Below are 24,517 nucleotides of genomic sequence, written 5' to 3' on the forward strand. Positions count from 1 at the left end.
GAGTGTGTGACGATGATCTGATGACCGGCACTGACACCCTCGCTCTTGACGGTAGTCGGACGGTAGCGTCGAGTCTTGAACAAAACGGCCACACCTATGTCGAGACTCGGATCACCGGTTCGGCCGGCCTCTTCAGTTGCACGTGGAAAAGCACTACCGACCCCCATGCGCCCACGGAAGCAAAGCGGATTCTTCCCGATCTCTGCGCAGACTTCATCGTCGACAGCACCGGAAAGTCGTGGCTCGTCGGACCCGCAACCGGTGCCGATCTGGTTTCGGTCGCCGCCGGTACAACCATGTGGGGCATCCGGATCAATCCGCCGGCTCTGCGGAGCCTGCTCGGCACAGCGGCCGACGCGGTGCAGGATTCGAAGATCGCCTTCGACGACATCCTCACTTCCAGACAAGCGCGGGTACTTGCCGACGCCCTTAGCCACGAGGCAGTCGACGCTCACCTACTGGGCCAGTTGTGGCGCGGACTGGAACCCGACCACGGAATCGAGCGTGGTTACTCCGCGCTCATCTCCTCCCCTTCGACTCCGATACGAGAGATCGCCGCAGACCTCGGTGTTTCCGAACGTCATTTTCGACGCTCGATCACGTCGTCGATCGGGCTGTCCCCCAAAATGATTCAGAAAGTGCAACGTATCCAGGACGTGTTGACTCTCAGCCGCGATGCAAATCTCACGCTGTCGTCGCTGGCCGGTCGCGCCGGCTACGCCGACCAAGCCCACCTCGCGCGCGATACGCGAGCGCTGACAGGCCTGACACCGACTCAGCTACTGCGCGAGCACCGATAACGATGAGCGAAGACCTGTTCTCCGCCCTCGATCACCTGGCTGCCACGTCAACTGTCGTGATCGATCGCCCCCGAGGGTCGGCACACCCGCGTTACCCCGCTGCGATTTATCCGCTCGATTACGGCTATCTCGACGGGACCGTCAGCGCGGACGGCGACGGGATCGATCTGTTCCGAGGCTCTGCCGTCGGCAACGGCGTTGTTGCCATGGCCGTTATTGCCGACATCGACAAGAAGGACGTGGAAGTCAAGATCCTTCTCGACTGCACTGCCGATGAAATCGGCACTGCCGCAGCATTTCTCCGCGACACTTTGGGTCTCGGTACCACTGTCTTGCGGCGCGAAGTCAGCTGAGTTCGTCGAATCGCGGAACAAGATGCTCCGCAACCCACTTCGCTTCCTCGATCAGCGGCCAACCTGCCAGGATCAGTGCAGTCAAACCGGTTCGGCCGCGAAGCGTGCGTACCGAGTCCGTGATCGAATCCGGATCGCCGACGTAGTACACCGCCGATGACCCGGTGCCGAAGATGTCGAGAGGCGACCACGCTGTGATACCCGCGTACAGCCCGTCACCGACGTACAACTCCTCCGGTTCCGGAAGTCGGCCGGAAGCAATCTTGTCCGCCCAGCCCTGCCGCTGTGCGTCGCGAGCGGTGAAAGTCTTGAGGTCTTGCTTCCCCTGAGTACGACGACGCACTGCGTTGTCCAAGACATGAGCGATCTGCTCGACGCCCGTCTTCTCGAACAACGAACGGAACCGGTCGTGCGCCTGCGCCTTGGTGGGGCGAACGATCACACCGGTCAGCGCACCGAAGTCGGTGAACTCGCGCCCGGCTGCCTCCGCCGCCGCTCGTGCGGCAGAGAATTTGTCTTCGATGAACGAAGTCTCGCGCAACATCGCCAGATAGGTGTCGAGCACCTTGCCTGAATTCGCCAGGCCTGCAGGCGAATCACCGGTACCCCACAGCGGAACCTGATGCCCAGCGGGCGCATCGATACGCAGTGGTGTGTTGGGAAAGTTCGACTCCGTGCCTTCGGCGTAGATGCGGCGGAAGTCCGCCCAGTACTGCTCCCCCAACTCGTAACGGTCGTCGTGGGGCACGTTCATGTCGTACTTGGTCAGGATGTTCTCGCGTCCGTTGACCGAGTTGATCAACAGTCGGCCACCGCTGAAGGCGTCGAAAGTCAATGCCTTCTCCGCCAGCAGTCGCGCCGGCGTCATGTTCGCGTAGACGGCGACGAGGAACTTCATGCGCACGGTGTGCGCTGCCGCCCACGTCGCCGAAATGAACGGATCGTTCGGCCAGGTGGCAACAAGCGCACCTTCGAATCCGCCGTCGTCGATGGTCTTCGCGAGCTCGATCTGCCTGGCCCCGTCCACGGGGAACAGCCCGCCGGGGCTCCACGGGTAGTCCCCGTCGGCCTGGGTGAGATACCAGAATGTCTTGACGCCCATCAGTTCTGCACTCCAGCCGGCAGGTCGAACGATTCGATTCGGGCACGTGAGCGGATGGTGTCCGCACTCACGGTGTAGAGCGCGTCGAGGTACGCGACCGCGAAAGAACCAGGACCTGAGGCTTTTTCCTCGGCGATCTCCGATGCCACGGCAACATGCGTATGCGCGGCAACCAATCCGTCCAGCGCGGTCGGCGTAACGGCGAGGTAGGCAGCGACCAGGCCTCCCAGAGAGCAACCGGTACTGGTCACGCGCGGCAACAGAGCGCTGCCACCGGAGACTCGGATGCCCCGAACGTCGCCGCCACCATCGCGGCCGACGATGTAGTCGACCGGGCCTGATGCCGACACGGCATCCGCATGCTTCAGGAGTGACAGAGCGGCGGGCACTGCGTCGGCGGAGTCGGAGGCACTGTCGACGCCGCGGGTGTCACCGCCGAGTCCGGCCAGAGCGATGATCTCCGATGCGTTCCCGCGGATGGCGCTGGGGTGAAAGCGCAGCAGATCCACAGCAATACCGCTCCGCCAGGGTAGTCCGCCGACACCGACTGGATCCAAAACCCATGGCGTACCGGCAGTTCGGGCCGCTTCTGCGGCAATCAGGAAGGCTTCGGCTGTCCCGTCGTCCGGCGTTCCGAGGTTGACGAGCACTCCCCCGGCGACGGCAGCGAACCCACCCACTTCATGAACGTTGTCGATGTGAGCGTTGCTTGCGCCGGCAGCGAGCAGAACATTGGTCAAGAAGTTCGCCGAAACGATGTTCGTCAGCGACTGGACGAGCGGTACCTGATCGCGGAGTGCGTCGATCGCCGACGCGACGGTTTCGACAGAGACAGTGTCAGACATGAGAATTCCTTCAGGACGGGAGGTATTTGGGGACTGCGGCGATTCAGGACCGCGGACATCGCACATCCGGATTCGCGCCACCGGGCTCACTGCCGACAACCATCGGCAAAACCGGATCTGCAGTCCATTCCTCTAACGAACCGTCGTAGACTTTGACGTCCGCGTGGCCGCTGCGGATCAGCGCAAGTGCGGTCAAACACGCCGAAACTCCGCCACCGCAATAGATCACGACAGGGCCGGTGGCGGTTGGTAGAACGTCGGCCGATTTCGACAAGACTTTCTCGATCGGAAGCATCCGGGAGTCGGAGTCGAGAAGACTCTTCGCGGACAGATTCACGCTTGACGGAATGTGTCCGCGTCGCGAGTATCGCGTCTTCTCGGTTCCCTCGTACTGCTCAGGCGCGAGAGCGCACACCAGCGTTCCGGCTTCGCCTCCGCTGGACAGCGACGCAACGCGAGGTAAATCGACCCACAGACCCAGATCCGTCACGCTCCAACGCGTCGACGCCGACGTGTGGGTTTCGTCGTCGCCGCTCGCGAGCGCGAAGCCGCGTCGAGTCCATTCGGCGAGGCCACCGTCGAGAACTCTTGCTTCGATGCCGGCGTTGCGAAACACCCACCAGAGCCGTGATGCCCAGGTGGTCGATCCCTGGTCGTAGATCACGATTGTCGCGCCCGGCTCGATACCACTGGATTGGAGATCGGAAACCAACTGCTCCGTTGACGGGCGTGTGAAATGCAGCGCCGCTTCCCTTTCGGAGAAGACGTCCATGAGGTCGACATGTCGCGAACCCGGGATGTGCGAGGAGACCCAGCCGCCGTACCCGGATTCCGGGCGGTAGTCGCCGTCAAATCGCGCGGGAGGAAAATGAACCGTCGCGTCGAGCACGGCGACGCCTCCCTCACGCAGCATCGCGTCGAGTTCAACGGCACTCACCAGCGGCGACGCGGTCTCTCCAGCCACTTCGGACCCTCTCCCTCGGAAACGAACAAGCACGAACCTAAATGAGTACTAGCGTATACGCAAGTACTCACTCGTCGTCGATGGCATAATCGAACGCGCTCTACTTGCATGCACAGGAATGGGGACACATGGATCTCGACGCCGATACGAGCACCACCGATCTGCTGGTGCCGGAGGCTGCGCTCGGCCGGTCCGATCAGACCTCGCGGCAGTACCTGCGCCTGCGAGCCGACATCCTGGCCGGCAAGTTCCCCCAGGGCGCTCCGCTGCACGAGACTCAATTGTGCGAATCGTACGGCGCATCCCGCACCCCGATCCGGGAAGCACTCAACTGGCTCGCACACGACGGACTACTCGAACGAGCCGCTCGCGGTTTTCGTGTCCGTTCCGGCACACCCGAGGACGTCATCGAGATCTACGCGGCGCGGGTAGCCCTCGAATCGGAAGCGGCAGGCGCCGCGGCACTACGCCACAGCGATCTCGACCTTGCTCGCCTGGACGGATTACACGAGTTCTGCTGCACTGCAACCGAAGGCACCGAGGCGCGTTCCGGGAACTTCAAGTTTCACGAGGCCCTCTGGCAGGCCGCCCACAATTCCACGATCACGGCACTGCTGATCCGCCTCACCACCCAATTGCGAATCTACGACAGCGGCCCGCCGTCGAACTACGGCGAACCGGACCTGCTCAATTCGGAACATCAAGAGATCCTGAACGCCATCCGCGCCAGGGACGAATCGTCCGCGCGTGGCCACATGCGCAACCATCTCGAGCGCAGTCGCGACCAGCGGATAAGGATGTTCGCCAGCCGCTGACTTCAGACAGCCCCGAGTTATGCACACTGACGCCTACCCGCCGTCAGTCAGGCGGGGAGCGTGCCGATCTCGACGTCGTACACGCTCTCGGCCGGGCTCGACATCACTCGGTCCGCCATCTCCTGCTTGAGCACTGTCAGCCGTGACTCGTCTTCGGCTGTCCGGTCAGTCTTGCGGGAGAGAGTGATCAACTCGTCGACGACAAATCCCTCCCGAACAGTCAGCGTGGCGCTCGCGCCACGATAGCCGACCCGAAAGACATACAGTGCGAGCGTATTTCCTCGTTCAGGCCGGGCCAGGGAACTGTCGACGGCGTACCGCCCTTCGGTCACTGCGCGCGTGACCAACTCGAACGCGTCGCGCACTCCTGGTCCGCCGTGTGCAGTGGTGACGACCAACTCGCGACGCTCGACAGAGCCTTCCCCGCCGAGCACACCGAGTGCGCGCTCGAGGACTTTGTAGGCATGCGCCACCCCTCCCGGCGCCTGCGGCCCGTGATAGCGCAGAGCATCCTCGTACGTGAAGTCGAGCGTCATACCGTGATCGGTCACGATCAGCGAGTCGGTCATGATGGGCGTCCTTGCCGGTCAGTGCTGGCGGTCGATCGGATTGTTGCGCGAGACAATGAGCGGATCGACCGGCGTGAAAGGAAATTGCGGCAGATCGCGTTCCGGAACACCGAACGAGGCCGAGAGAACGCCGCGCGAGAACGCGGAAGCCGTTGCACGGTAGCCTATGTCGCCCGGCGTCGGCTGGTCGAAGAAGATGAGGAAGTTGATGTCCTTGTCACCTAAAACCTCGATGTGATGGGGGTAGGCACGCGGAACGAAATACACCTGACCGGGCTCTAGTAGGTAGGTGTCGAGCGAACCGTCCGGATCGAGGACCGTCATCCGCCCGTGACCACGATGCACGTATCCCATTTCGGCAGTGACGGGATGCCAGTGTGGCTCACGCATCCCACTCTCGCCAATAGTCAACGAGTACATCGAAAGATCCTCCAGCGCCGCCCAATACTGCTTGCGCGCCACTTTCGCCTGTCCGTACGGGTATGCGAGAGGCGCGATCTGGCCGTCGAGATCGAAGAGATGCGCGTTGGGAAAGCCGGCGGTATCGGGAACGACGGCGGCGCCGTCCCGCCGAACTATCTGGCACGCATCGGCCCTACCGAAGACGTCGAAGGCTGACGCGGCGAGGTCGTAGGTATTGCCGAGCACCGCGTTCGACATTGCGCTGACGCTACTCTGCAACGAAAAGTGCTGCGGGAGAGACGTTCGCAAAGCAGCGATGATCTCCGCCTCCTCCCCTCCGACATTCTCGATGTGATAAATCGCGCCGGATTCGACGTGATACATCTGCCCCGTTCGCACCACGAAACTGGCGAATTCGTCGGCATTGCCCAACATCGAGACGAGCACGGTTCCGCTGGTGGCGTAGGCGATCTGGTTCGCATTGACGTTCCATTGTGGTTCGCGGATCGCGCCGGGGCCGAGAACAATTCGTTTGATCGACAGACCGGACAGGATCGGCAACGAACTCGTGTCGAGTTGCGAGATCGATCCGAGTTCGTTCTCGAAGACACTGGGACCATCGCGCAGCGAGGCAACGTGTGTGGACATGGCCTTTGATCCTTTCGACTCTTATCCTTCCGAATCGCTGACGTCAGTCCTCGATGAAGGCAAGGATGTCCCGGTCCAGGGTCTGCTGATACGAGCCGTAAATTCCGTGCGGTGCGCCCGGATACACCTTCAGCGTGCCCTTCTTCACCAGCTTGATCGCCTTCTCCGCCGCTGCGCCGATCGGCACGATCTGATCGTCGTCGCCCTGAGCGATGAGGAACGGAACGTCGATGGCTTCGAGATCGGAGGTCTGATCCGTCTCCGAGAATGCCTTGACGCAGTCGTAGGCCGCGGCGAGGTTGACCAACATCCCCTGTCGCCAGAAGTCGTCCTTCGCCCCTTGCGAGACGTCGGCCCCTTCGCGGTTCGCGCCGTAGAAGCTCTCGCTGAGATCCTTGTAGAACTGCGATCGATCTCGCAAAACTCCCTCACGAATGCCGTCGAACACCTCGATCGGTGTGCCTTCGGGGTTGCCGTCCGACTTGACCATGATCGGCGGAACGGCGCCGGCGGTGATCACCTTGTCCACGCGCCCCTTGCCGTGCTGCGCCGCGTAGCGGACCACTTCCCCGCCGCCGGTCGAATGGCCCACCACGATCAGGTCTTTCAGGTCGAGCGTGTCGATCAGCTCAGCCAGGTCCTTGGCATATGTATCCATGTCGTTGCCGGTGTACGTCTTCGACGAGCGACCGTGCCCTCGACGATCGTGCGCGATGGTCCGGTATCCGGCGTCGGCGAACAGCTTCATCTCGACCTGCCACGCGTCGGAACTCAGCGGCCACCCGTGGCTGAGGACGATCGGCCGGCCGACGCCGTGCTCGGTGTAGTAGATCTCGGTTCCGTCGGAAGTGGTGATGTAGGGCATGTTCTGCTCTTCTCTGTCGAGTCGTGGACTGAGGTCTGGACACGGTGCCCGGTTTCCTCACTCTGCGATTGCCCACTATCGGGGCAGTCGACTCATCGATCGACAGAAATCTGCATGGGGGCAGAAGACTCCGGCCCSACACCACGAAGTGTGGTGTCGGGCCGGACCCTTCAGTCAGAGGGGGAACGATCAGTAATCGTCCTCCGTGTAGACGATCATTCCGCGCAGGTTCTTTCCCTCGAGCATGTCGGCGTAACCCTCGTTGATCTCCTCGAGCTTGTAGGTCTTGGTCACCAACTCGTCGAGTTTGAGTGCGCCGCTTCGGTAGTGATCGAGCAACTTGGGAATCTGGGACCGTGGTCCTACCCCGCCGAAGATGGCTCCCTGCAAACGCTTCTGTAGAAGGRTCAGCTCGAAGAGGCTGAGCGTCACCTGCGAATCCGCGTAGTGCCCCATTCCGACGACTACGACCTGCCCGCCCTTGCCCGTCGCGCTGAGCGCGGGCTGAATGATGTCGCCGTGAATCTCGCCCACGGTGATCACGGTGACGTCGGCCATCTTGCCCCAGGTGATCTCGCCGATCACCGGTAGCGCTTCCTCGAGGGAGGCAAACGTGTGTGTGGCGCCGAATTCCTTTGCCTTGTCACGCTTGAACTCGACGGGATCGATCGCGATCACAAATCGTGCTCCGGCTGACGCCGCACCCTGCACCGAGTTGATTCCGACGCCGCCGACGCCGACGACCACCACCGTGTCGCCGACCTTGGCTCCACCGATCGCGGTGGCCGATCCCCAACCGGTGGCAACACCGCAGCCGAGCAAGGCCGCCTTGTCGAGCGGGATGTCCTTCTCGATCTTGATCACCGACGCCTCGTTGACGGTCACGTACGGCGAAAATGTTCCGAGCAGGCACATCTGGATGACCGGCTCGTCGTTGAGGGTGACGCGGTACGTCTTGTCCGAGATCGCCTGCCCGGTCAACAGGCCGGCTCCCTCGTCGCAGATGTTCTGCAAACCCTTCGCGCAAGACGGACAACGTCCGCACGCCGGGATGAAGGCGAGAACCACGTGGTCGCCTTCTTCGACGCTCGCGACACCCGGGCCGACCTTCGTCACCACTCCGGCGCCTTCGTGCCCGCCCAAGGCCGGGTAGAAGGGCAGCGGGCTGGCGCCCGTACGCAAATGTTCGTCCGAATGGCACAGCCCCGATGCGGCGAGTCGGACCTGTACCTCACCCGAGACGGGGTCCCCCAGCTCGACCTCTTCGATCTCCCATGCCTGACCTGGCGCCTTGACTACCGCTGCCTTGACCTTCACCTGCACTCCTCGAAATTCTTCGTGATGCACGGACGACGAAAGAACGCGCCGGCATTTGTGTCGCCGATCACACTCCACCTACGAGTGTGCCTGAAACTACTCGAGAATACCGCCGGTCCGTGCGCCTTTTTGGTACTCGGCGCTACCGGAAACGCGCACGGCTAGTATCAACACAGTGGCCAAGGGAACTCGCAAGACAAGAACTCGCAGCGGTACTCCCGAGCGAGGCGAGTCCGGTCCCGTCGCCGGTACTTTTCCGATCGATACCGGGACGTGCGAACTTGTCCGCGACCAGTACTCCGACGACAGCTGGATCATCCAGATCAACGGAGTGCCCAGTTCCCACGTGAACGTCGCAGATCCGACGGTGCTCGATTTCGAGTACATGCGGTGGATCGCGCATCTGGTCGATTCCGAACGTGACAAGACCGAGCGTCTGCGGGTTCTGCATCTCGGCGGCGGAGCCTGCTCCATGGCCAGGTACTTCGCCGCCACTTACCCCGACGCGCGTCAGGTGGTTGTCGAAATCGACGGCGCCCTGGCCGAACTGGTGCGCGATTGGTTCGACCTACCGCGCGCACCGCTGCTGCGCATTCGTGTCGGTGAAGCCCGCGCCGTCACCGAAACTCTCACCGAGTCCACCCGAGACGTCGTGATTCGAGATGTCTTTGCCGGCAACACAACTCCGACTCCGCTGACAACAGCGCAATTCACCACCCACGTACGACGCGTGCTGGCACCGGGCGGTATCTACATCGTCAACTGCGGCGACACCCCGGATCTTCAGGGCGCGCGCAGTGAAGCCGCAACGATCGGTGCGCAGTTCGAACACATGGCGATCATCGCCGATCCCGCGATGCTCAAGGGCCGTCGCTACGGCAACATGATCATCGCGGGCAGCGACGTACCGATCGGCGGGCAACCCGCGCTCGCGCGCGAGCTACTCGGCGGCGGCGTGCCCGCCCACGTGTGGCAGGACGCCGAAGTCCGCAAGTTCGCCGCGAACGCGCCGGTTCGGCAGGACTGAGCGAAAACGCTACTCCCCGCCGAAGACCCTCTCCACCACAGCTTTTGCCCGTCGTGTGATGCGCAGGTAGTTGTCGAGGAACTCCCCTGCGTCGTCGCCGTATCCAGCGACCTGCGCCACCGCCGCGAGAACACGGCCCGGGCCGGGAAGCTGATCGGTCGGCTTGCCTCGCACCAGAACGAGGCAGTTGCGTGCCTTCGTCGCGGTGATCCAGGCGTCACGCAGCAGTTCGACGTCACCTTCGCTGAGCAGTTCCGCGGCGCCGATGGCGTCGAGAGTCTCGAGCGTCGATGTGTTGTGCAGCGACTCGATCTTGTCCGCGTGGCGCAGCTGCAGCAATTGCACAGTCCACTCGATGTCGGCCAAGCCACCGCGACCCAGTTTGGTGTGCGTCGCCGGATCGGCTCCGCGAGGAAGCCTTTCGGAATCGACGCGCGCCTTGATGCGCCGGATCTCGCGCACCGCCGCGTCACTGACGCCGCCTTCGGGGTAGCGCGTCTTGTCGATCATGTGCAGGAACCGCAGTCCCAGTTCAGGATCACCGGCAACCGGGTGCGCACGAAGCAGCGCTTGAATCTCCCACGCCTGAGCCCACTTCGCGTAGTACGCGTCGTACGACTCGAGCGTGCGAACCATCGGTCCGTTGCGGCCTTCCGGACGCAATCCGGTGTCGACTTCGAGCGGAGGATCCGTGCTCGGTGCCCCGAGAAGCTTGCGCACCTTGTCGGCAATGCTGTTGGCCCACTTGACCGCAACGGTCTCGTCGACGCCCTCGCGGGGTTCGCACACGAACAGCACGTCCGCATCGGATCCATAGCCGAGTTCGCCGCCGCCGAGTCGGCCCATGCCGATGACGGAGAAACTGGCCGGCGCCTCGGTCCCGAGTTCAGTGACGCTGGCCTTGATCACCGCGGAGAGCGATGCATTGAGCACCGCGGCCCACACCGAGGACAGCGCCTTGCAGACGGCGGGAACATCGAGCATGCCGAGGATGTCGGCCGAAGCGATGCGCGCAAGTTCGTGTCGCCGCAGCGAGCGGGCCGCGGCAACAGCACGATTGGGATCACTGTGTCGGCCGGAGGCGGTGAGGATTCCGCGAGCGACGTCCTCGGGCTTCGGCTCGACAAGGCGCGGTCCACTCGGCGAATCCGCGAACAAGCGAATCACGTCGGGAGCCTTGATGAGCAGGTCGGGTAGGTACGCCGACGAGCCCAGCACGGTCATCAGACGCTCGGCCACCGCAGCCTCGTCGCGGAGCAGGCGCAGGAACCACGTCTGGTCGACGAGCGCGTCCGAGAGCCTGCGGTAAGCGAGCAGACCTGCATCGGGATCCGGTGTGTCCGCGAGTGATTCGAGCAGAGTCGGCAACAGGAGCGCTTGAATGCGACCCTTGCGTGAAGCGCCACTCGTCAGTGCAGTCAGATGCCCGAGAGCATGCTCGGGTGCCGTGTAACCCAGAGCGGCCAACTGCCGAACCGCGGCTTCTGGTCCCAGGACCAGCGCTTCCTTGTCCATCCGCGCCACCGATTCGAGAAGCGGGCGGTAGAACAACTTGGCGTGCAGGCGGCGAATCCGATGCGAATTCCGCTTGATCTCGGCGCGCAGGACTCCCAGGGAATCCAGCCGACCGTCTGGCCGCATGTGCGCGGCGCGGGCCAGCCAACGCAGCGCTTCCTCGTCGTCCGGCGGCGGCAGGGTGTGTGTGCGCTTGAGCTTCTGCAACTGCAGACGGTGCTCGAGCAGGCGCAGGAATTCGTACGACGCAGTCAGGTTGGCGGCGTCGTCGCGGCCGACGTATCCACCCGCCGCCAATGCGGTCAGTGCATCGACCGTGCTCTGGACATGCAACGAACTGTCGGCGCGCCCGTGCACCAATTGCAGGAGTTGGACGGCAAATTCGACGTCGCGCAAACTTCCGCGGCCGAGTTTGAGTTCACGCTCACGCAGTTCGGGGGGAACCATTTCCTCGACGCGTCGACGCATGGCCTGGACTTCGGGGACGAAGTCCTCGCGCTCGGAGGCGATCCACACCATCGGGCTCATCGCCTCGGAGTACTGGCGACCGAGCTCCATGTCGCCGGTCATCGGACGAGCCTTGAGCAGTGCCTGGAACTCCCAGGTCTTGGCCCAGCGCTTGTAGTACGTGATGTGGGATTCGAGGGAGCGAACCAGTTCTCCGCGCTTGCCTTCGGGGCGCAGCGCAGCATCGACCTCGAAGAATGCGGAAGTACCGATACGCATCATCTCGCCGGCAACGCGGCTGGCCGTCGCATCGGCCGGTTCGGCGACGAACACGACGTCCACGTCGGAGACGTAGTTCAGCTCGCGCGCACCACATTTGCCCATGGCGATCACGGCGAGCCGGATCGGACAACTTCCCTCGGGGCACACCGTTGCGATAGCCACCGCCAGTGCGGCGGTCAGGGCAGCGTCCGCGAGATCGGAAAGCTGGTGACCCACAGTCTGATACGGCACTACTGGTTCGTTCTCGACGGTCGCCGCAAGATCAGCCGCAGCCAGCAGCATCAGCTGGTCCTTGTAGCTCTTGCGCAGAGCAACAACAGCTTCCGGCCCGGTCAGGGTTGCGCGGTAGGTCAGTGAGCCTTCGGTAGCGCCCTCGTCGAGGGTGGCGCCCACGGCCTCGAGCAATGCTGCGGTGGCCTCGTCCTTGGTCGGCAGAGCGGTTCCGTCGAGCAGTTTCCAGCCGATCGGATCCGCGGCCAGGTGATCGCCGAAGGCCGACGACGCACCCACGAGTGCGAACAAGCGGCCTCGCAGGCTTTTGTCCTTGCGCAATGCCTGATCGAGTTCGCGCCACCCGTCGTCGAGCCCGTCCTTGATCCGCACAAGGGTGCGCAGAGCGAGGTCGGCATTCGCGGCACGCGAAAGCGACCACAAGAGTTCGATGCTCTCGGCGTCGACCCAACCGAGCTGACGCAACTCGTCGGCAGCGGTGGGCTCGACCAGCCCGAGTCGACCCGGTCCTGGAACTGCTGATCTCGCAGCGGGCGGTTTCACCGTCACAGACCGAGGTAGGTCTTGAGCTCGAACGGCGTCACGTGGCTGCGGTATTCCTCCCACTCACGACGCTTGTTGCGCAGGAAGAAATCGAAGACGTGTTCGCCGAGTGCTTCGGCCACCAGTTCCGACTTCTCCATCTCGCGCAGAGCGCTGTCCAAGTTGCTCGGCAGTTCCTTGTAGCCCATGGCGCGGCGCTCGGCGGAGGTCAACGACCACACGTCGTCTTCTGCCTCGGGCGGCAAGGTGTAGCCCTTCTCGATGCCGCGAAGACCGGCAGCAAGCAGGACCGCGAAAGTCAGGTACGGGTTGCAGGCCGAGTCTGGGCTTCGGATCTCGACGCGGCGCGAGGACGCCTTGTTGGGCGTGTACATCGGGACGCGAATGAGAGCCGATCGGTTGGACGGGCCCCACGACGCAGCAGTGGGTGCCTCTCCCCCGTGGACGAGTCGCTTGTACGAGTTGACCCACTGGTTCGTGACCGCACTGATCTCGTTGGCGTGCTCGAGGATGCCGGCGATGAACGCCTTGCCGGTCTCGGAGAGCTGCATCGGATCGTCAGGATTGTGGAAGGCGTTCGTGTCGCCCTCGAACAGGCTCATGTGGGTGTGCATCGCGGAGCCGGCCTGATCACTGAACGGCTTGGGCATGAAGCTCGCCCGGACGCCTTCACCGATCGCGACCTCCTTCACGACGTATCGGAACGTCATGACGTTGTCGGCCATCGAGAGCGCGTCGGCGTAGCGCAGATCGATCTCCTGCTGACCCGGCGCGGCCTCGTGGTGGCTGAACTCGACCGAGATGCCCATCGACTCGAGTGCGTCGATGGCGTGGCGGCGGAAATTCGGAGCCGAATCGTGCACGGCCTGGTCGAAGTATCCGCCCGAGTCGGCCGGGATCGGCGGAGTGCCGTCGATCGGGCCGTTCTCCAGAAGGAAGAACTCGATTTCCGGGTGGACGTAGCAGCTGAAGCCCAAGTCGCTGGCCTTGCTCAACTGGCGACGCAGTACGTGGCGCGGATCGGCCCACGACGGCGAACCGTCGGGCATCGTGATGTCGCAGAACATGCGCGCGGAATGTTGCGCACCGTCCTTGTGGGCCCACGGCAGGATCTGGAATGTCGAGGCGTCGGGCCGAGCGACGGTGTCGGCTTCGGAGACTCGAGAGAATCCCTCGATGGCGGAACCGTCGAATCCGATTCCCTCCTCGAAGGCGCCTTCGAGTTCGGCGGGGGCGATCGCCACCGATTTGAGGTACCCGAGAACATCGGTGAACCACAAGCGGACAAACCGAATGTCGCGCTCTTCCAGGGTACGAAGCACGAATTCTTTTTGGCGATCCATGCACGCGAGACTAAGCAAGCCACGTTAAATCTGTGTTACATCAGTGGTCCCGGTTAACAGAGTGATTGGTCACCATCGAATAGGCGCAGCGTACGGCGTCGCGCTGGTTAACATGTCAGACCCTCTTCCGGTGCCTTCAAGTAAACGAAGTAGTCGACGACGGCATCGTCGACGCAGGAGTTTCCGTCCAGAACCACCGTGTGTTGGGTTCCGTCGAACGTGATCAGGGCAGCGCCCAACTGCTTGGCGAGATCCACTCCGGCTTGATACGGCGTTGCCGGATCCTGCGTCGTGGAGACGACGACCAACTGAGGCAGGCCGGCATCGGCGAGCGCCTGGGGGTCGAGCGCGTGGGGGCTGCCGGTAGCCGGAACGGGCCAGAACGCGCACAGGTCGAGCGGCGCTTGACCCGTCCCGCGGCCGTCGTCGAGGAACGGCGCCGCCTCGCGGTACCGAGTGTCGGATTCGCCGGCCTCGGCGCGGTCGGTGGTTGCCGGATCGTCCACGCAGCGAATGGCGTTGAACGCGTCGTTGATGTTGGAGTAGCTGCCGTCATCCTCACGGCCTTCGTACATGTCGGCGAGATTGAGCAGCGAGTCGCCGCGTCCGTCGGCCAGACTCGACAGACCCCCACGCAGCGGCGTCCACAACTGTGGCGAATACAGAGCCTGCTGCACGCCCGTGATCGCGTCTGAATAACTCAGCCCGCGCGGATCGGTGGTCTGTGCCGGCTTCTCGATCAACGGATCGACGAGTGCCTGAAAGCGTGCCTGCGCCTGCGCCGGATCATCACCCAGCGGGCAATCAGTTCGCGAGACACAGTCGGCGACAAAGGCGTCGAACGCGCCTTGGAAGCCCTGCCCCTGCAAGACCACTTCGTCGACCGGATCCTGCTCGGGGTCGAGCGCGCCGTCGAGGACCATCGCTCGGACGTTCTGCGGAAAGGTTTCCGCGTACGTGGATCCGAGCCGGGTCCCGTACGAGAACCCGAGGTAGTTCATCTTCGGATCGCCGAGAACGCCCCGAATGACGTCCATATCTCGCACCACCTCGTAGGTACCGACATGAGCGAGGAACTCCGTACCGGTCCGCTCAGCGCACTTGGCGGCGTAGTCCTTGCTGTCCGCCTCGGCGAGAGCGATGCCCTCCGGCGTCATGTCGACGTTGACCTCCGCACGCTCCGCGTCGGTCTCCTCCGGCGTCAAACACCGAACCTGCGGGGTCGATGCCCCGATCCCCCGCGGATCGAAGCCGATCATGTCGAAACGTTCCTGCAGTTCGGTGCCCGAACCCGATGTCGCCATCGACAGCCCGGACCCACCCGGCCCGCCGGGGTTCAGCAACAGTGAGCCGATGCGGTCGCCAGTTGCCTTCGAACGCGAGATCACCACCTTCGCGGTGTCGCCGTTCGGATTCGCGTAGTCGACGGGAACGCTCACCTCGGCGCAGTCGACCCCACGCCCCAGCGGGGCAGTTCCTTCTTCGACAAATTGGTCGCACGAACCCCAGTCGAGCGTCTGCTCGTAGAATTTCTCGAGGCCGGACGGCACCGCGGACGCGGCAGAACCAGCAGGTTCCACTGATTCGGGCGTGCCTTCCGAACTGGTGCAACCGACAACCAACACGAGCACTGCTGCGCTTCCGGCGAGGGCACCGGAGAGGCGAACGAACTTCGACATGCCATTGATGGTGCCAGGAAACCTCGGTAGCCAGCGGTTCGCCTCGGTTCGGCACCTAACTGACAGGCGCGCGGTGATGTGACCCATTGCACCCCGTCAACTATTCGTGTCGGCGATGTCCGGTGGCAGACTGAACACGTCATCACCCACACCCGGGGACCCGAAGGCGATCAACGCTCAGGGCCTCGAGGCCAGAAAGGGACAACGATGTCCGAAACACCTCTCTATGGTTCTGTACCCACTGCAAGCTCTACCGATGCACCGAAGCGTAAGACGCGCATTCACCACCTCGCCGAGATGAAGCAGAACGGCGAACGCTGGTCGATGCTCACCGCTTACGACTACTCCACGGCACGCATCTTCGAAGACGCAGGCATCCCGGTGCTGCTGGTCGGCGACTCTGCCGCCAACGTCGTCTACGGCTACGACACCACCGTGCCGATCACCGTCGACGAACTGCTCCCGCTCGTGCGTGGCGTGGTTCGCGGCGCCCCGCACGCACTCGTCGTCGCCGACCTCCCCTTCGGCACCTACGAGGGTTCCGCCGAGCAGGCCCTTGCGACTGCGACACGGTTCATGAAGGAAGGCCTCGCGCACGCCGTCAAACTCGAGGGCGGCGAGCGGATGAGCAAGCAGATCGCGGCTATCACCTCGGCCGGCATCCCCGTCATGGCTCACGTCGGATTCACCCCGCAGAGCGTGAACTCGCTCGGCGGATTCCGCGTCCAGGGTCGCGGCGACGCGGCCGAGCAGCTTGTGGCGGACGCCATTGCAGTCCAGGAAGCCGGGGCGTTCTCCGTCGTCATGGAAATGGTTCCGGCCGAGATTGCGGGCCAGGTCAGCCGCAAACTCACCATCCCCACCGTCGGCATCGGGGCCGGTTCCGAATGCGACGCTCAGGTACTCGTCTGGCAGGACATGGCGGGTTACACGAGCGGTAAGACAGCCAAGTTCGTCAAGCGTTTCGGTAACGTCGGTGACGAACTGCGTTCCGCAGCCGCCGCCTATGCATCAGAAGTTCGCACTGGCGCTTTCCCGGCCGCAGAACACAGTTTCTGATCCGAGACCGGCGAACGCCGCCTGTCTCTCAACCAGCCAGGGGTGCGTTCAATGATCGGTAACCGTCGAAGTTCTACTGCCGCAGCTGTAGTCGGCGCGGCAGCTCTCGTCACGGTGCTGAGCGGATGCGCGGGAGGGTCCACCAACTCTCCCGCGCCCAGCAGCACTACGCCCGCGAGTTCCACCAAGACGGCGCCGGCAACAACCTCCGCGTCCGGTTCGACGTTCACCGACGCTCAGGTCCAGCAGTTGTGTTCGGATATGGAAGGGCAGCTGCAGAACTGGCGGACCGTCACCCCGACGCTCGGCAAGGGCGGACTGAACACGATCGTCATCACGTGGGCGACGCAGAACGGCATCAACCTGCTCGATCTCGCCCAGAACCGCGAAAGCATCGATGCGGCAACCTCGGCCGCGTGCCCGGACGTCCGGGGCGGCGCGATTTCCGCACTCGAGATCCCCGATCTCGCCTCCGGGCTGGTGGGCTTCTGATGAGCGAAACGTCAGCACCGCCGTCGGCTCTGCGGAGTCTCTATCCCCCGATCGAACCCTTTGCCACCGGCTTCCTCGACGTCGGTGACGGCCAGAGCATGTACTGGGAAGTCAGCGGAAATCCGGACGGCAAGCCGGTGGTGTTCCTGCACGGTGGCCCCGGTGGCGGTGCACAACCGGCGGTACGCCAGTTCTTCGATCCGGCCGCATACCGCATCGTTCTACTCGACCAGCGCGGCTGCGGGCGATCCACCCCGCACGTTGCCGACGGCGCCGACCTGTCGGTGAACACCACGGACAAGCTGTTGGCGGACATCGAAGCCCTGCGCGAACATCTCTCGATCGACAAGTGGATGGTATTCGGGGGGTCCTGGGGTTCCACGCTTTCCATCGCCTACGCCGAAACGTTTCCCACGCGCGTCACGGAACTGGTTCTGCGCGGGATCTTTCTCCTGCGTCGTAGCGAGATCGACTGGTACTACAACGGCGGCGCGGGAAACATCTTCCCGGAGCGCTGGGACAAATTCCTCGAACCGGTACCCGAGGCGCAGCGCGGCGAAGACCTCGTCGCGGTCTATCACCAACTGCTCCATTCCGAAGACCCCGACGTCGCGGCCCGGGCAGCGATCGCCTGGTCGGCTTGGGAAGGATCGACGAGCTACCTGTACCCCCAGGCGGACAAGATCGAACAGAACTCCGAGACCAGGTTCGCCTTGGCCTTCGCTCGTATCGAGAACCACTACTTCGTCAACGGCGGATTCTTCGACGAGGGTCAGCTCCTACGCAAAAGCTCCGCCCTGCACGGCATTCCGGGGACGATCGTCCAGGGCCGCTACGACGTCGTCTGCCCCGCCACCAGCGCCTGGGCGCTGCACAAGGCGTGGCCCGAATCCAAGCTCGTGATCGTCGACGACGCGGGACACTCCGCGATGGAGCCCGGCATCGCACATCACTTGGTGGAAGCCACCGATTCGTACCGGTAGCGCCCTACGCCGGGAACGTGAATTCCACCGTCCGTTTGACCGTGTCGACGGCGGTGAGTCGCACCTTTGCGCGCTCACCGTCATCGGGCGTTCCGACGCATTTCGCAATCACTGCGACCGACGGGACAAACACTTCCGCCGAGCGCTTTCCGTCCTTGGCGCGCATCACCACCGCGTCGAAGACCTCGCCGACCCGGCCGTCGAGCAGCGTGGACTCGGTGAGATCGATGCACGCGCGGTCGACCTTGTTCGCCAGTGAGTCGGACCCACTCATGATGACGGGCAACTCGGGAAGGGCGGTGCGCACCCATTCCGGTACCGGCGTAGCAGCTGTGATCGCCAGACACACCTCGGTGCTGAAGCGATCGGACAGCCGGCGCAGTGGAGCCGTCACATGAGCGTAGGGCGCTCCGATCCCCGCATGCACCGTCAACTCCGGTAGCTGGCCGTCGAAGGCCGTGTAGTCTGCGCCGCGCAGCAACGACGGCGCAACTGACATCAGCGCCATCGTCGACGGCTCGTTGGAATCGAGTCCGGCAAGAATCTGCCCGACGCTTCGACCCTCCGGCCACGTGATACCCAGCGCCACTGCAGTTCTCCGCAGGGTGCGAACCGCGGACTCCTCGGCCGGCGGCAGCGTGCGAAGCAGCCCGATACCTGCGTCGATCATCATGCGGCCGGCACACATCCCGGTCAGCAGCGACACTTCTGCGTTCCAGTCGTCCGCTTCGGTGCGTGGCTCGAGCTCGATCCGCCAGCGAGCCGAGGACTCGTCCTCTGGCTGATCCCGAACCACTGACTGCTCGGGCAATTTCAGCTCGATGGCGCCCCTGGCAACCGCCGAGGCACTGCGCAATCGTCCGAATTCCGGTAGTGCGGCGATCGACGGATGCAAGGTGCCCGCGTCGGCGTCACGTTGCACGGTCGAATAATCCAGACGCGCCACCGATTTCACCAGAGCGCGTCTCACCTGCCATGACGTGGGCTCGGCCTGGGCGTCCAACTCGATACGCCACAGTGCGGCGGGGCGAACCACGTCCGGCAGCAGACTCGCCGATCCCTCCGACAACGCCCGAGGATGCAGCGGAACGGAACCGTCCGGGAGATAGAAGGTTTGGCCACGCTTGCGGGTTTCGACGTCGAGCGCACCGCCCGGCGTCACCACCGCCGCGACGTCGGCGATCGCGTAGTGCACGACGTACCCGATCGAGGTCTTCTCGATGTGCACTGCCTGGTCGAGGTCCATCGATCCGGGAGGGTCGATGGTCACGAAGGCGATACCCGTTTCGTCGACACGCCCGGCACCGAAACGATCCACGGCATTCTCGGCCTCGGCCTGCGCCGCGGCCGAGAATGCTCCCGGCAAGTCGAACTCCGCCCGAACCACTCCGAAGTCGATTCCCTGCACCATCATTCGACTTGCGGGCACGCATCCTCCATGATCGGTTCGGGCCGGTGTAGCTGCTGTACCGGTCCCAGTTGTTCGAGTCCCAGTTGTTCCAAGTCTCAGTTGTTCCAAGTCTCAGTTGTTCCAGTCTTCGTCTGCCCGATCGGCGGCTTTGTTGCGTTCGGCAGCGATCTTCAATGCATGCTCGGCAGAGTCCCGATCAGGGTACGGCCCCATCCTCGTCAACGAGGACGCGCCCTTTCCCTGCGTGACGGAACCGTCGGACACGTCGAAGTACCAGAGTCGATCTTCATCAGTCATATCCACAGTGTGACATCAGAGTGAGATAGAAGCTTGTAGATCGCTGTGAGACTGATATTCTTTCTACTTGGCCTGGCAGGTGAGAACCGGACATTCGAACGGTGAGTTCTGCTTGAATGCCCAACACAAGCTACGAACAGAAAATGGAGTGCGCATGTCCGCAATTCTTTACGATTACCTCCTCCCGCTCATGGGCCATGACGCGGCAACGTACTGGGCTACGCTGCTGGTCATCAAGCCTGTCTGACAGCTTTTCGAACAAAAGAAGACCCCCACCGATCCGGTGGGGGTCTTCTTTTTCTCACTGTGCAGATCACGGGCGGACGAGTCGGCGTGTAAGCCGGATCCTGTCCTGCGGCACCGAAGTGCCGAGTGGCGACCATCCATCTGGGCACACCGTCGCCGGGTGCCTCGAGCGGTTCACCCGCAGGCTCGGGCGAGCAGCCCTCGAACACCTGCGCAGCCGCACCGCGAGCGATGCGACCTTCAACCTTGCTCCGGGCGGGGTTTACCTAGCCACCCCGGTCACCCGAGGTGCTGGTGCGCTCTTACCGCACCGTTTCACCCTTACCTGCCTCGAAAGGCAGGCGGTCTGTTTTCTGTGGCACTGTCCCGCGAGTTGCCTCGGGTTGCCGTTAACAACCGCCCTGCTCTGTGGAGTCCGGACTTTCCTCGGCCCCAGGCCTGTGCGTGGTACACGCTGGTTCCAGAAGCCGCGGCCGCCCGGCCAACTCGTCCGCCCCCGTATGCTACCGGGCGCCTGTCGGTGGCCGGCACTATGGTCACCTTATGACTCGGTACGTGGCCCTGCTACGCGGTATCAACGTGGGCGGCATCAACATCAAGATGGCGGACCTCGCGAGAGTCTTCGGCGACCTCGGATTCCAAGGCGTGAAAACCGTCCTGGCCTCGGGCAACGTTCTGTTCGACAGTCCGAGCACCGACATCTCGTCGCTGAAGAAACAGATCGAATCCGCCCTCGCCCGCGAGTTCGGCTACGAGGCTTGGGTATTCGTCCTCGACATTCCGACACTGCAAGCGATCGTGGACAACTACCCGTTCGACCGAGAACGCGAGGGTTGGCATGCTTACGCGATGGTTGCCTCCGAGCCGGAAATCCTCGAGGAATTGAGTGCTGCGGCAGCGCAACTCGATGCCTCGGTCGAACGCGTGGTGGCCGGCGACGGAGTCCTGTACTGGGAGGTCGAGAAGGGGCAGACCGTCAAGAGCGCGTTCGGCAGGAACACCGGAAAACCGAAGTTCAAGGCGTTCACCACAACCCGAAACCTGAACACGCTCTACAAACTGCTCAAATGACGCTTGCCCCGACACGGAGCACCAGCGCGTGACTCTTCTACCGATCCTGCTCGTCGCCGTCGTCCTCGTCTTCGCGATAGTGCGTCCACGTGGGCTTCCCGAGATCGTCATCGCCGGGCCGGCAGCTGTCGTCGTTCTCCTGACCGGTGTCGTCACTCTCGACGAAGCCCGCGAAGAACTGACGAGCATGGCACCCACCGTCGTCTTCCTGGTTGCCGTGCTGGTTCTCGCTCATGCCGCGGACGCTCTCGGCGTCTTTCGCTGGGTCAGCCAGATCCTGCAGCAAAAATCCCTCGCCGATCCGCACCGGTTGCTGATTTACGTATTCGGCGCGGCTGCCCTGACCACGGCGGTCCTGAGCCTCGACGCCACCGTCGTACTTCTGACACCCGCAGTGATCGCCGCCGCACGATCCATCGGAGCAAGTCCGCGGCCCCATTCGTATGCCAGTGCGCACCTGTCGAACTCGGCGTCGACGCTCCTGCCTGTGTCGAACCTGACCAACCTCATCGCTTTTGCTGCAACAGGTTTGACGTTCTTGCACTTCACCGCGTTGATGGCGTTGCCGTGGGTCGTGACGATCGCTGTCGAATATCTGATCTTCCGACTGTTCTTCCGTTCCGAACTCGTCCGCTCGGAAAACACAGAGCCACCGGCAAGTAAAACTTCCTCGCCTGCGCCGAGTCTGCCGCTGGCGGTGATCGGACTGACGCTGGTCGGTTTCGCGGTTTCGGGTTTCTTCGGGATCGAACCCGCCTGGATCGCTGTGGTGGGTGCGAGTGTTCTGGGAGCGATCGCTCTGGCTCGGCACCGTACGACCGCCGCCAAGATGCTCTACGCTGCCGACCTCTGGTTCTGCGCGTTCGTCCTGGTTCTCGGGATCATCGTCGCCGGAGTCGCGAACGGGCCGGTGGGAGAATGGATTGCGCAGATCCTGCCAGGCGACACCAGCTACGGATCACTGCTATTCGTCGCCGTGGTCGCTGCGCTCGCGTCCAACCTCGTCAATAACCTGCCGGCAACCTTGCTGATGATCGCGGCGCTCGGGACGGGAGCACCTCCAGGCCTGGTGCTCGCGATGTTGATCGGCGTCAACCTCGGGCCCAACCTCACCTACGTGGGCTCTCTCGCGACAATGCTCTGGCGACGAGTTGCCACCAGCGCGGGCGCACCGCCCACGCTGGCGACGTTCACTCTGCTCGGGGTCATCACGACGCCACTGACGCTGCTCGCCGCCGTGAGCGCCCTGTGGTTGGTGATCTGATCAACGGATGATCAGCAGTCGGGGCATTTTCAGCGAAGATGTGACGTGTCGTTGACCAACCGGACCGAGGCTCCCCCGTCTGGATAGAACTCGGTGATACTCAGCGACGCCAGATCCAGATGCAACCGGTACAGCAACGACGGCCCGGCATCGAGGGCCAGTTGCACCAACGTCTTGATCGGGGTGACGTGAGAAACGACCAACAGCGTCGCGCCGCCGTAGGTCGAGATCAGGTCGTCGCGCGCGGCGACGACTCGTTCTCGTACCTCGTCGAAACTCTCGCCGCCGGGTGGGCGCACCGAAGTGTCCGAGAGCCATTCGCGATGCAGGTCCGGATCGCGCTCGGCTGCCTCGCGGAAGGTGAGTCCGTCCCAGTCGCCGAAATCGGTTTCGATCAAACCTTTGTGCTCGACGACGGGAAGACCGAGCACGCGGGCCGATGCCTCTGCCGTCTCACGGGTTCTGCCGAGGGGTGAGCAGACGATGGCGTCGATACCGCCGCGGTTCCCGAAGCGTGCAGCCGCGCCGGCGGCCTGCGCGCGGCCCAATTCCGTGAGCTCGGGATTGCCGCGTCCGGAGTAGCGGCGATCGACCGACATCGCCGTCTGTCCGTGACGTAGCAACAACATTCGTGTCGGCTTGCCGGTGGTGGCGATCCATCCCGGAGAGCCGGCGATCTGCGGTTCCGACGTCTCTTCTGACGGCGCGGCGGGTGCAGCTGGTGCGGGGGTCGCGGTTTCGATGCCGGCAGCAGCGTCCATCGCCTCGTTGGCAAGACGATCGGCATGAGAATTCTCGCCGCGCGGAATCCACGTGTAGGTCACTCGCGAGAACTGCGTCGCCAACTCGGCTGCGCGTCGCTGCAGCGGAATCATGTCCGGGTGCTTGACCTTCCAGCGCCCGGACATCTGCTCGACGACCAGCTTGGAGTCCATACGGACGTCGACCGTCGACGCTCCGAGTTCACCGGCAGCGGTCAACCCTGCGATCAGCCCGCGGTACTCGGCGACGTTGTTGGTCGCAATTCCGATGCTTTCCTTGCGTTCGGCCAACACCGAGCGGGTGGAGTCGAAGACCACGGCGCCGTAGCCGGCCGGGCCAGGGTTGCCGCGTGATCCACCGTCGGCCTCGACGATGACCTGCGTGGGAGTCACAGACCGGACTCCTTGGTACGCACCATGATTGCATTGCACTCTGGGCAACGAACGACGACGTCGGCCGGTGTCGCGGCGATTCGGGAGATCTCGCCGCGGTCGATCTCGATCCGGCAAGCGCCACATCGGCGTGCCTGCAGAAGCGCCGCGCCCGGTCCGCCCAGGGTGCGCTGCTTCTCGTAGACAGCAAGGAAATCGGCGGGGAATTCACCGACAAGTCGTTCACGATCGGCGGCGCAACGCTCTTGCGCCTTGTCCAGATCGGCGACGGCGTCGTCGCGGCGACGCTTGGCGTCGATCAGCTCTTCTTCGGCCTGGGACAGCTGGGCACCGGCATGATCGTGATCGGCCTGCAACGCCTCACGCTGCTCCATCACTTCGAGCAACTCGTCCTCGAGGAGCCCCTGACGCCTGACCAGGCTGCCGAGTTCGTGTTCGAGTTCGGTGAGCTGCTTCGCCCCGACCGACCCACTCTGCAACAGAGTGCGGTCACGATCCTCGCGCTGACGAACCGCGTCGACCTCGCCTTCGAGCTTGCGAATGTCGCGATCAATGTCGTCGATCTGAATTTCGACGGCTACGGACGCATCTTTACGGCTGATTCGCTCGGCCTCGAGACGTTCGACTTCCTGCTGCTCGGGAAGCGCTCCGCGTCGGTGGGTGATCCGAGTGAGCTCAGCATCCACCCCGGCGAGGTCGAGAAGCTTGGATTGCACCTGTGGTTCGACGTTCACGCTGTATAACTCCTGCTGTAAGTCCGATGTCGGCAGTGCTCGCGAAGGACGGCTCTCGA

General features: G+C 63.4%; 23 protein-coding genes and 1 other RNA gene. 9 read left to right on the forward strand and 15 right to left on the reverse strand.

Annotated elements, in window-relative coordinates:
- Window positions 1-20: 20 nt before the first annotated feature.
- The gene (locus tag AC1DVN_RS09505; protein ID WP_244891358.1) at window positions 21-800 is read left to right on the forward strand and encodes a helix-turn-helix domain-containing protein; all 780 of its coding nucleotides are present in this window, start codon (window positions 21-23) and stop codon (window positions 798-800) included.
- A gap of 2 nt (window positions 801-802) precedes the next feature.
- Window positions 803-1,153 carry an inorganic pyrophosphatase gene (locus AC1DVN_RS09510; RefSeq protein ID WP_019748936.1) on the forward strand — a complete coding sequence of 117 codons (351 nt, stop codon included), beginning with the start codon at window positions 803-805 and terminating at the stop codon, window positions 1,151-1,153.
- On the opposite strand, the gene AC1DVN_RS09515 is transcribed toward AC1DVN_RS09510, so the two are convergent.
- The 3 genes from AC1DVN_RS09515 to AC1DVN_RS09525 are packed head-to-tail and all read right to left on the reverse strand — an operon-like array spanning window position 1,146 to window position 4,064.
- Complete coding sequence (locus AC1DVN_RS09515; RefSeq protein ID WP_141488795.1) at window positions 1,146-2,255, reverse strand: LLM class flavin-dependent oxidoreductase; 1,110 nt, start codon at window positions 2,253-2,255, stop codon at window positions 1,146-1,148. The two genes, AC1DVN_RS09510 and AC1DVN_RS09515, sit on opposite strands and share 8 nt — an antisense overlap.
- Complete coding sequence (gene thiM, locus AC1DVN_RS09520; RefSeq protein ID WP_019748938.1) at window positions 2,255-3,100, reverse strand: hydroxyethylthiazole kinase; 846 nt, start codon at window positions 3,098-3,100, stop codon at window positions 2,255-2,257. Before thiM ends, AC1DVN_RS09515 begins: the two co-directional genes overlap by 1 nt.
- Before the next feature lie 43 nt (window positions 3,101-3,143).
- A complete protein-coding gene (locus AC1DVN_RS09525; protein ID WP_084326252.1) occupies window positions 3,144-4,064 on the reverse strand; it encodes a sulfurtransferase in 921 nt (306 codons plus the stop codon).
- 128 nt (window positions 4,065-4,192) lie between these two features.
- Here AC1DVN_RS09525 and AC1DVN_RS09530 point away from each other — a divergent pair, with 128 nt between their 5' ends.
- Entirely contained in the window at window positions 4,193-4,879 is a 687-nt protein-coding gene (locus AC1DVN_RS09530) for a GntR family transcriptional regulator (RefSeq protein ID WP_021344625.1), read from the forward strand.
- 47 nt (window positions 4,880-4,926) lie between these two features.
- Here AC1DVN_RS09530 and AC1DVN_RS09535 read toward each other — a convergent pair whose 3' ends face one another.
- From AC1DVN_RS09535 to AC1DVN_RS09550, 4 genes are all read right to left on the reverse strand, one after another.
- The gene (locus tag AC1DVN_RS09535; RefSeq protein ID WP_019748941.1) at window positions 4,927-5,448 is read right to left on the reverse strand and encodes a hypothetical protein; all 522 of its coding nucleotides are present in this window, start codon (window positions 5,446-5,448) and stop codon (window positions 4,927-4,929) included.
- Window positions 5,449-5,466: 18 nt separating this feature from the next.
- A complete protein-coding gene (locus tag AC1DVN_RS09540; protein ID WP_477993748.1) occupies window positions 5,467-6,498 on the reverse strand; it encodes a cupin domain-containing protein in 1,032 nt (343 codons plus the stop codon).
- Between the two features lie 43 nt (window positions 6,499-6,541).
- Complete coding sequence (locus AC1DVN_RS09545; protein WP_019748943.1) at window positions 6,542-7,363, reverse strand: alpha/beta fold hydrolase; 822 nt, start codon at window positions 7,361-7,363, stop codon at window positions 6,542-6,544.
- Window positions 7,364-7,552: 189 nt separating this feature from the next.
- Complete coding sequence (locus AC1DVN_RS09550) at window positions 7,553-8,680, reverse strand: NDMA-dependent alcohol dehydrogenase (protein WP_477993749.1); 1,128 nt, start codon at window positions 8,678-8,680, stop codon at window positions 7,553-7,555.
- Between the two features lie 166 nt (window positions 8,681-8,846).
- Here AC1DVN_RS09550 and AC1DVN_RS09555 point away from each other — a divergent pair, with 166 nt between their 5' ends.
- Window positions 8,847-9,707, forward strand: coding sequence for a spermidine synthase (locus tag AC1DVN_RS09555; protein ID WP_029255610.1), 861 nt, complete (start codon window positions 8,847-8,849; stop codon window positions 9,705-9,707).
- Between the two features lie 9 nt (window positions 9,708-9,716).
- Here AC1DVN_RS09555 and AC1DVN_RS09560 read toward each other — a convergent pair whose 3' ends face one another.
- The 3 genes from AC1DVN_RS09560 to AC1DVN_RS09570 form a co-directional block, all read right to left on the reverse strand.
- Entirely contained in the window at window positions 9,717-12,731 is a 3,015-nt protein-coding gene (locus tag AC1DVN_RS09560) for a bifunctional [glutamine synthetase] adenylyltransferase/[glutamine synthetase]-adenylyl-L-tyrosine phosphorylase (protein WP_019748946.1), read from the reverse strand.
- A complete protein-coding gene (locus AC1DVN_RS09565) occupies window positions 12,728-14,068 on the reverse strand; it encodes a glutamine synthetase family protein (protein WP_003941637.1) in 1,341 nt (446 codons plus the stop codon). The genes AC1DVN_RS09560 and AC1DVN_RS09565 overlap by 4 nt, the downstream gene beginning before the upstream one ends.
- Window positions 14,069-14,175: 107 nt before the next feature.
- Window positions 14,176-15,747 carry an alpha/beta hydrolase gene (locus tag AC1DVN_RS09570; protein ID WP_030537557.1) on the reverse strand — a complete coding sequence of 524 codons (1,572 nt, stop codon included), beginning with the start codon at window positions 15,745-15,747 and terminating at the stop codon, window positions 14,176-14,178.
- A gap of 207 nt (window positions 15,748-15,954) precedes the next feature.
- Here AC1DVN_RS09570 and panB point away from each other — a divergent pair, with 207 nt between their 5' ends.
- Genes panB through pip form a run of 3 tightly spaced genes read left to right on the forward strand, consistent with a single transcriptional unit; the run spans window position 15,955 to window position 18,281 of the window.
- On the forward strand, window positions 15,955-16,806 hold the full coding sequence (gene panB, locus AC1DVN_RS09575) for a 3-methyl-2-oxobutanoate hydroxymethyltransferase (protein WP_003941624.1): 852 nt from the start codon (window positions 15,955-15,957) through the stop codon (window positions 16,804-16,806).
- A gap of 51 nt (window positions 16,807-16,857) precedes the next feature.
- Window positions 16,858-17,298, forward strand: a complete 441-nt coding sequence (locus tag AC1DVN_RS09580; RefSeq protein ID WP_020969914.1) for a hypothetical protein — start codon at window positions 16,858-16,860, stop codon at window positions 17,296-17,298.
- Window positions 17,298-18,281, forward strand: coding sequence for a prolyl aminopeptidase (gene pip / locus AC1DVN_RS09585; RefSeq protein ID WP_387405488.1), 984 nt, complete (start codon window positions 17,298-17,300; stop codon window positions 18,279-18,281). Before AC1DVN_RS09580 ends, pip begins: the two co-directional genes overlap by 1 nt.
- Window positions 18,282-18,285: 4 nt before the next feature.
- On the opposite strand, the gene AC1DVN_RS09590 is transcribed toward pip, so the two are convergent.
- The 3 genes from AC1DVN_RS09590 to rnpB all read right to left on the reverse strand — a co-directional run bounded on the left by AC1DVN_RS09590 (window position 18,286) and on the right by rnpB (window position 20,724).
- Window positions 18,286-19,695, reverse strand: a complete 1,410-nt coding sequence (locus AC1DVN_RS09590) for an RNB domain-containing ribonuclease (RefSeq protein ID WP_477993777.1) — start codon at window positions 19,693-19,695, stop codon at window positions 18,286-18,288.
- A 108-nt stretch (window positions 19,696-19,803) separates the two neighbouring features.
- Entirely contained in the window at window positions 19,804-19,989 is a 186-nt protein-coding gene (locus AC1DVN_RS09595; protein ID WP_007735457.1) for a hypothetical protein, read from the reverse strand.
- A 320-nt stretch (window positions 19,990-20,309) separates the two neighbouring features.
- Window positions 20,310-20,724: RNase P RNA component class A (rnpB, locus tag AC1DVN_RS09600), an RNA gene on the reverse strand.
- A gap of 54 nt (window positions 20,725-20,778) precedes the next feature.
- Between rnpB and AC1DVN_RS09605 the strand changes: the two genes are divergently transcribed.
- Together AC1DVN_RS09605 and AC1DVN_RS09610 are read left to right on the forward strand one after the other, a co-directional pair.
- Window positions 20,779-21,306 carry a DUF1697 domain-containing protein gene (locus AC1DVN_RS09605; RefSeq protein ID WP_019748952.1) on the forward strand — a complete coding sequence of 176 codons (528 nt, stop codon included), beginning with the start codon at window positions 20,779-20,781 and terminating at the stop codon, window positions 21,304-21,306.
- A 28-nt stretch (window positions 21,307-21,334) separates the two neighbouring features.
- Window positions 21,335-22,570, forward strand: coding sequence for an SLC13 family permease (locus tag AC1DVN_RS09610; protein WP_019748953.1), 1,236 nt, complete (start codon window positions 21,335-21,337; stop codon window positions 22,568-22,570).
- A 29-nt stretch (window positions 22,571-22,599) separates the two neighbouring features.
- Here AC1DVN_RS09610 and AC1DVN_RS09615 read toward each other — a convergent pair whose 3' ends face one another.
- Window positions 22,600-23,724: a bifunctional RNase H/acid phosphatase gene (locus AC1DVN_RS09615; protein ID WP_019748954.1), complete on the reverse strand. Its 1,125-nt coding sequence runs from the start codon at window positions 23,722-23,724 to the stop codon at window positions 22,600-22,602.
- Window positions 23,721-24,458: a zinc ribbon domain-containing protein gene (locus AC1DVN_RS09620; RefSeq protein ID WP_019748955.1), complete on the reverse strand. Its 738-nt coding sequence runs from the start codon at window positions 24,456-24,458 to the stop codon at window positions 23,721-23,723. Before AC1DVN_RS09620 ends, AC1DVN_RS09615 begins: the two co-directional genes overlap by 4 nt.
- Between the last annotated feature and the right edge of the window lie 59 nt (window positions 24,459-24,517).

Source organism: Rhodococcus sp. P4_E4 (assembly GCF_056401575.1).

Coding starts and splice junctions, on each gene's coding strand:
- AC1DVN_RS09505 (WP_244891358.1), top strand. CDS start 21: ATGACCGGCACTGACACCCTCGCTCTTGACGGTAGTCGGACGGTAGCG.
- AC1DVN_RS09510 (WP_019748936.1), top strand. CDS start 803: ATGAGCGAAGACCTGTTCTCCGCCCTCGATCACCTGGCTGCCACGTCA.
- AC1DVN_RS09515 (WP_141488795.1), bottom strand. CDS start 2,255: ATGGGCGTCAAGACATTCTGGTATCTCACCCAGGCCGACGGGGACTAC.
- thiM (WP_019748938.1), bottom strand. CDS start 3,100: ATGTCTGACACTGTCTCTGTCGAAACCGTCGCGTCGGCGATCGACGCA.
- AC1DVN_RS09530 (WP_021344625.1), top strand. CDS start 4,193: ATGGATCTCGACGCCGATACGAGCACCACCGATCTGCTGGTGCCGGAG.
- AC1DVN_RS09535 (WP_019748941.1), bottom strand. CDS start 5,448: ATGACCGACTCGCTGATCGTGACCGATCACGGTATGACGCTCGACTTC.
- AC1DVN_RS09540 (WP_477993748.1), bottom strand. CDS start 6,498: ATGTCCACACACGTTGCCTCGCTGCGCGATGGTCCCAGTGTCTTCGAG.
- AC1DVN_RS09545 (WP_019748943.1), bottom strand. CDS start 7,363: ATGCCCTACATCACCACTTCCGACGGAACCGAGATCTACTACACCGAG.
- AC1DVN_RS09565 (WP_003941637.1), bottom strand. CDS start 14,068: ATGGATCGCCAAAAAGAATTCGTGCTTCGTACCCTGGAAGAGCGCGAC.
- AC1DVN_RS09570 (WP_030537557.1), bottom strand. CDS start 15,747: ATGTCGAAGTTCGTTCGCCTCTCCGGTGCCCTCGCCGGAAGCGCAGCA.
- panB (WP_003941624.1), top strand. CDS start 15,955: ATGTCCGAAACACCTCTCTATGGTTCTGTACCCACTGCAAGCTCTACC.
- AC1DVN_RS09580 (WP_020969914.1), top strand. CDS start 16,858: ATGATCGGTAACCGTCGAAGTTCTACTGCCGCAGCTGTAGTCGGCGCG.
- pip (WP_387405488.1), top strand. CDS start 17,298: ATGAGCGAAACGTCAGCACCGCCGTCGGCTCTGCGGAGTCTCTATCCC.
- AC1DVN_RS09590 (WP_477993777.1), bottom strand. CDS start 19,695: ATGATGGTGCAGGGAATCGACTTCGGAGTGGTTCGGGCGGAGTTCGAC.
- AC1DVN_RS09595 (WP_007735457.1), bottom strand. CDS start 19,989: ATGACTGATGAAGATCGACTCTGGTACTTCGACGTGTCCGACGGTTCC.
- AC1DVN_RS09605 (WP_019748952.1), top strand. CDS start 20,779: ATGACTCGGTACGTGGCCCTGCTACGCGGTATCAACGTGGGCGGCATC.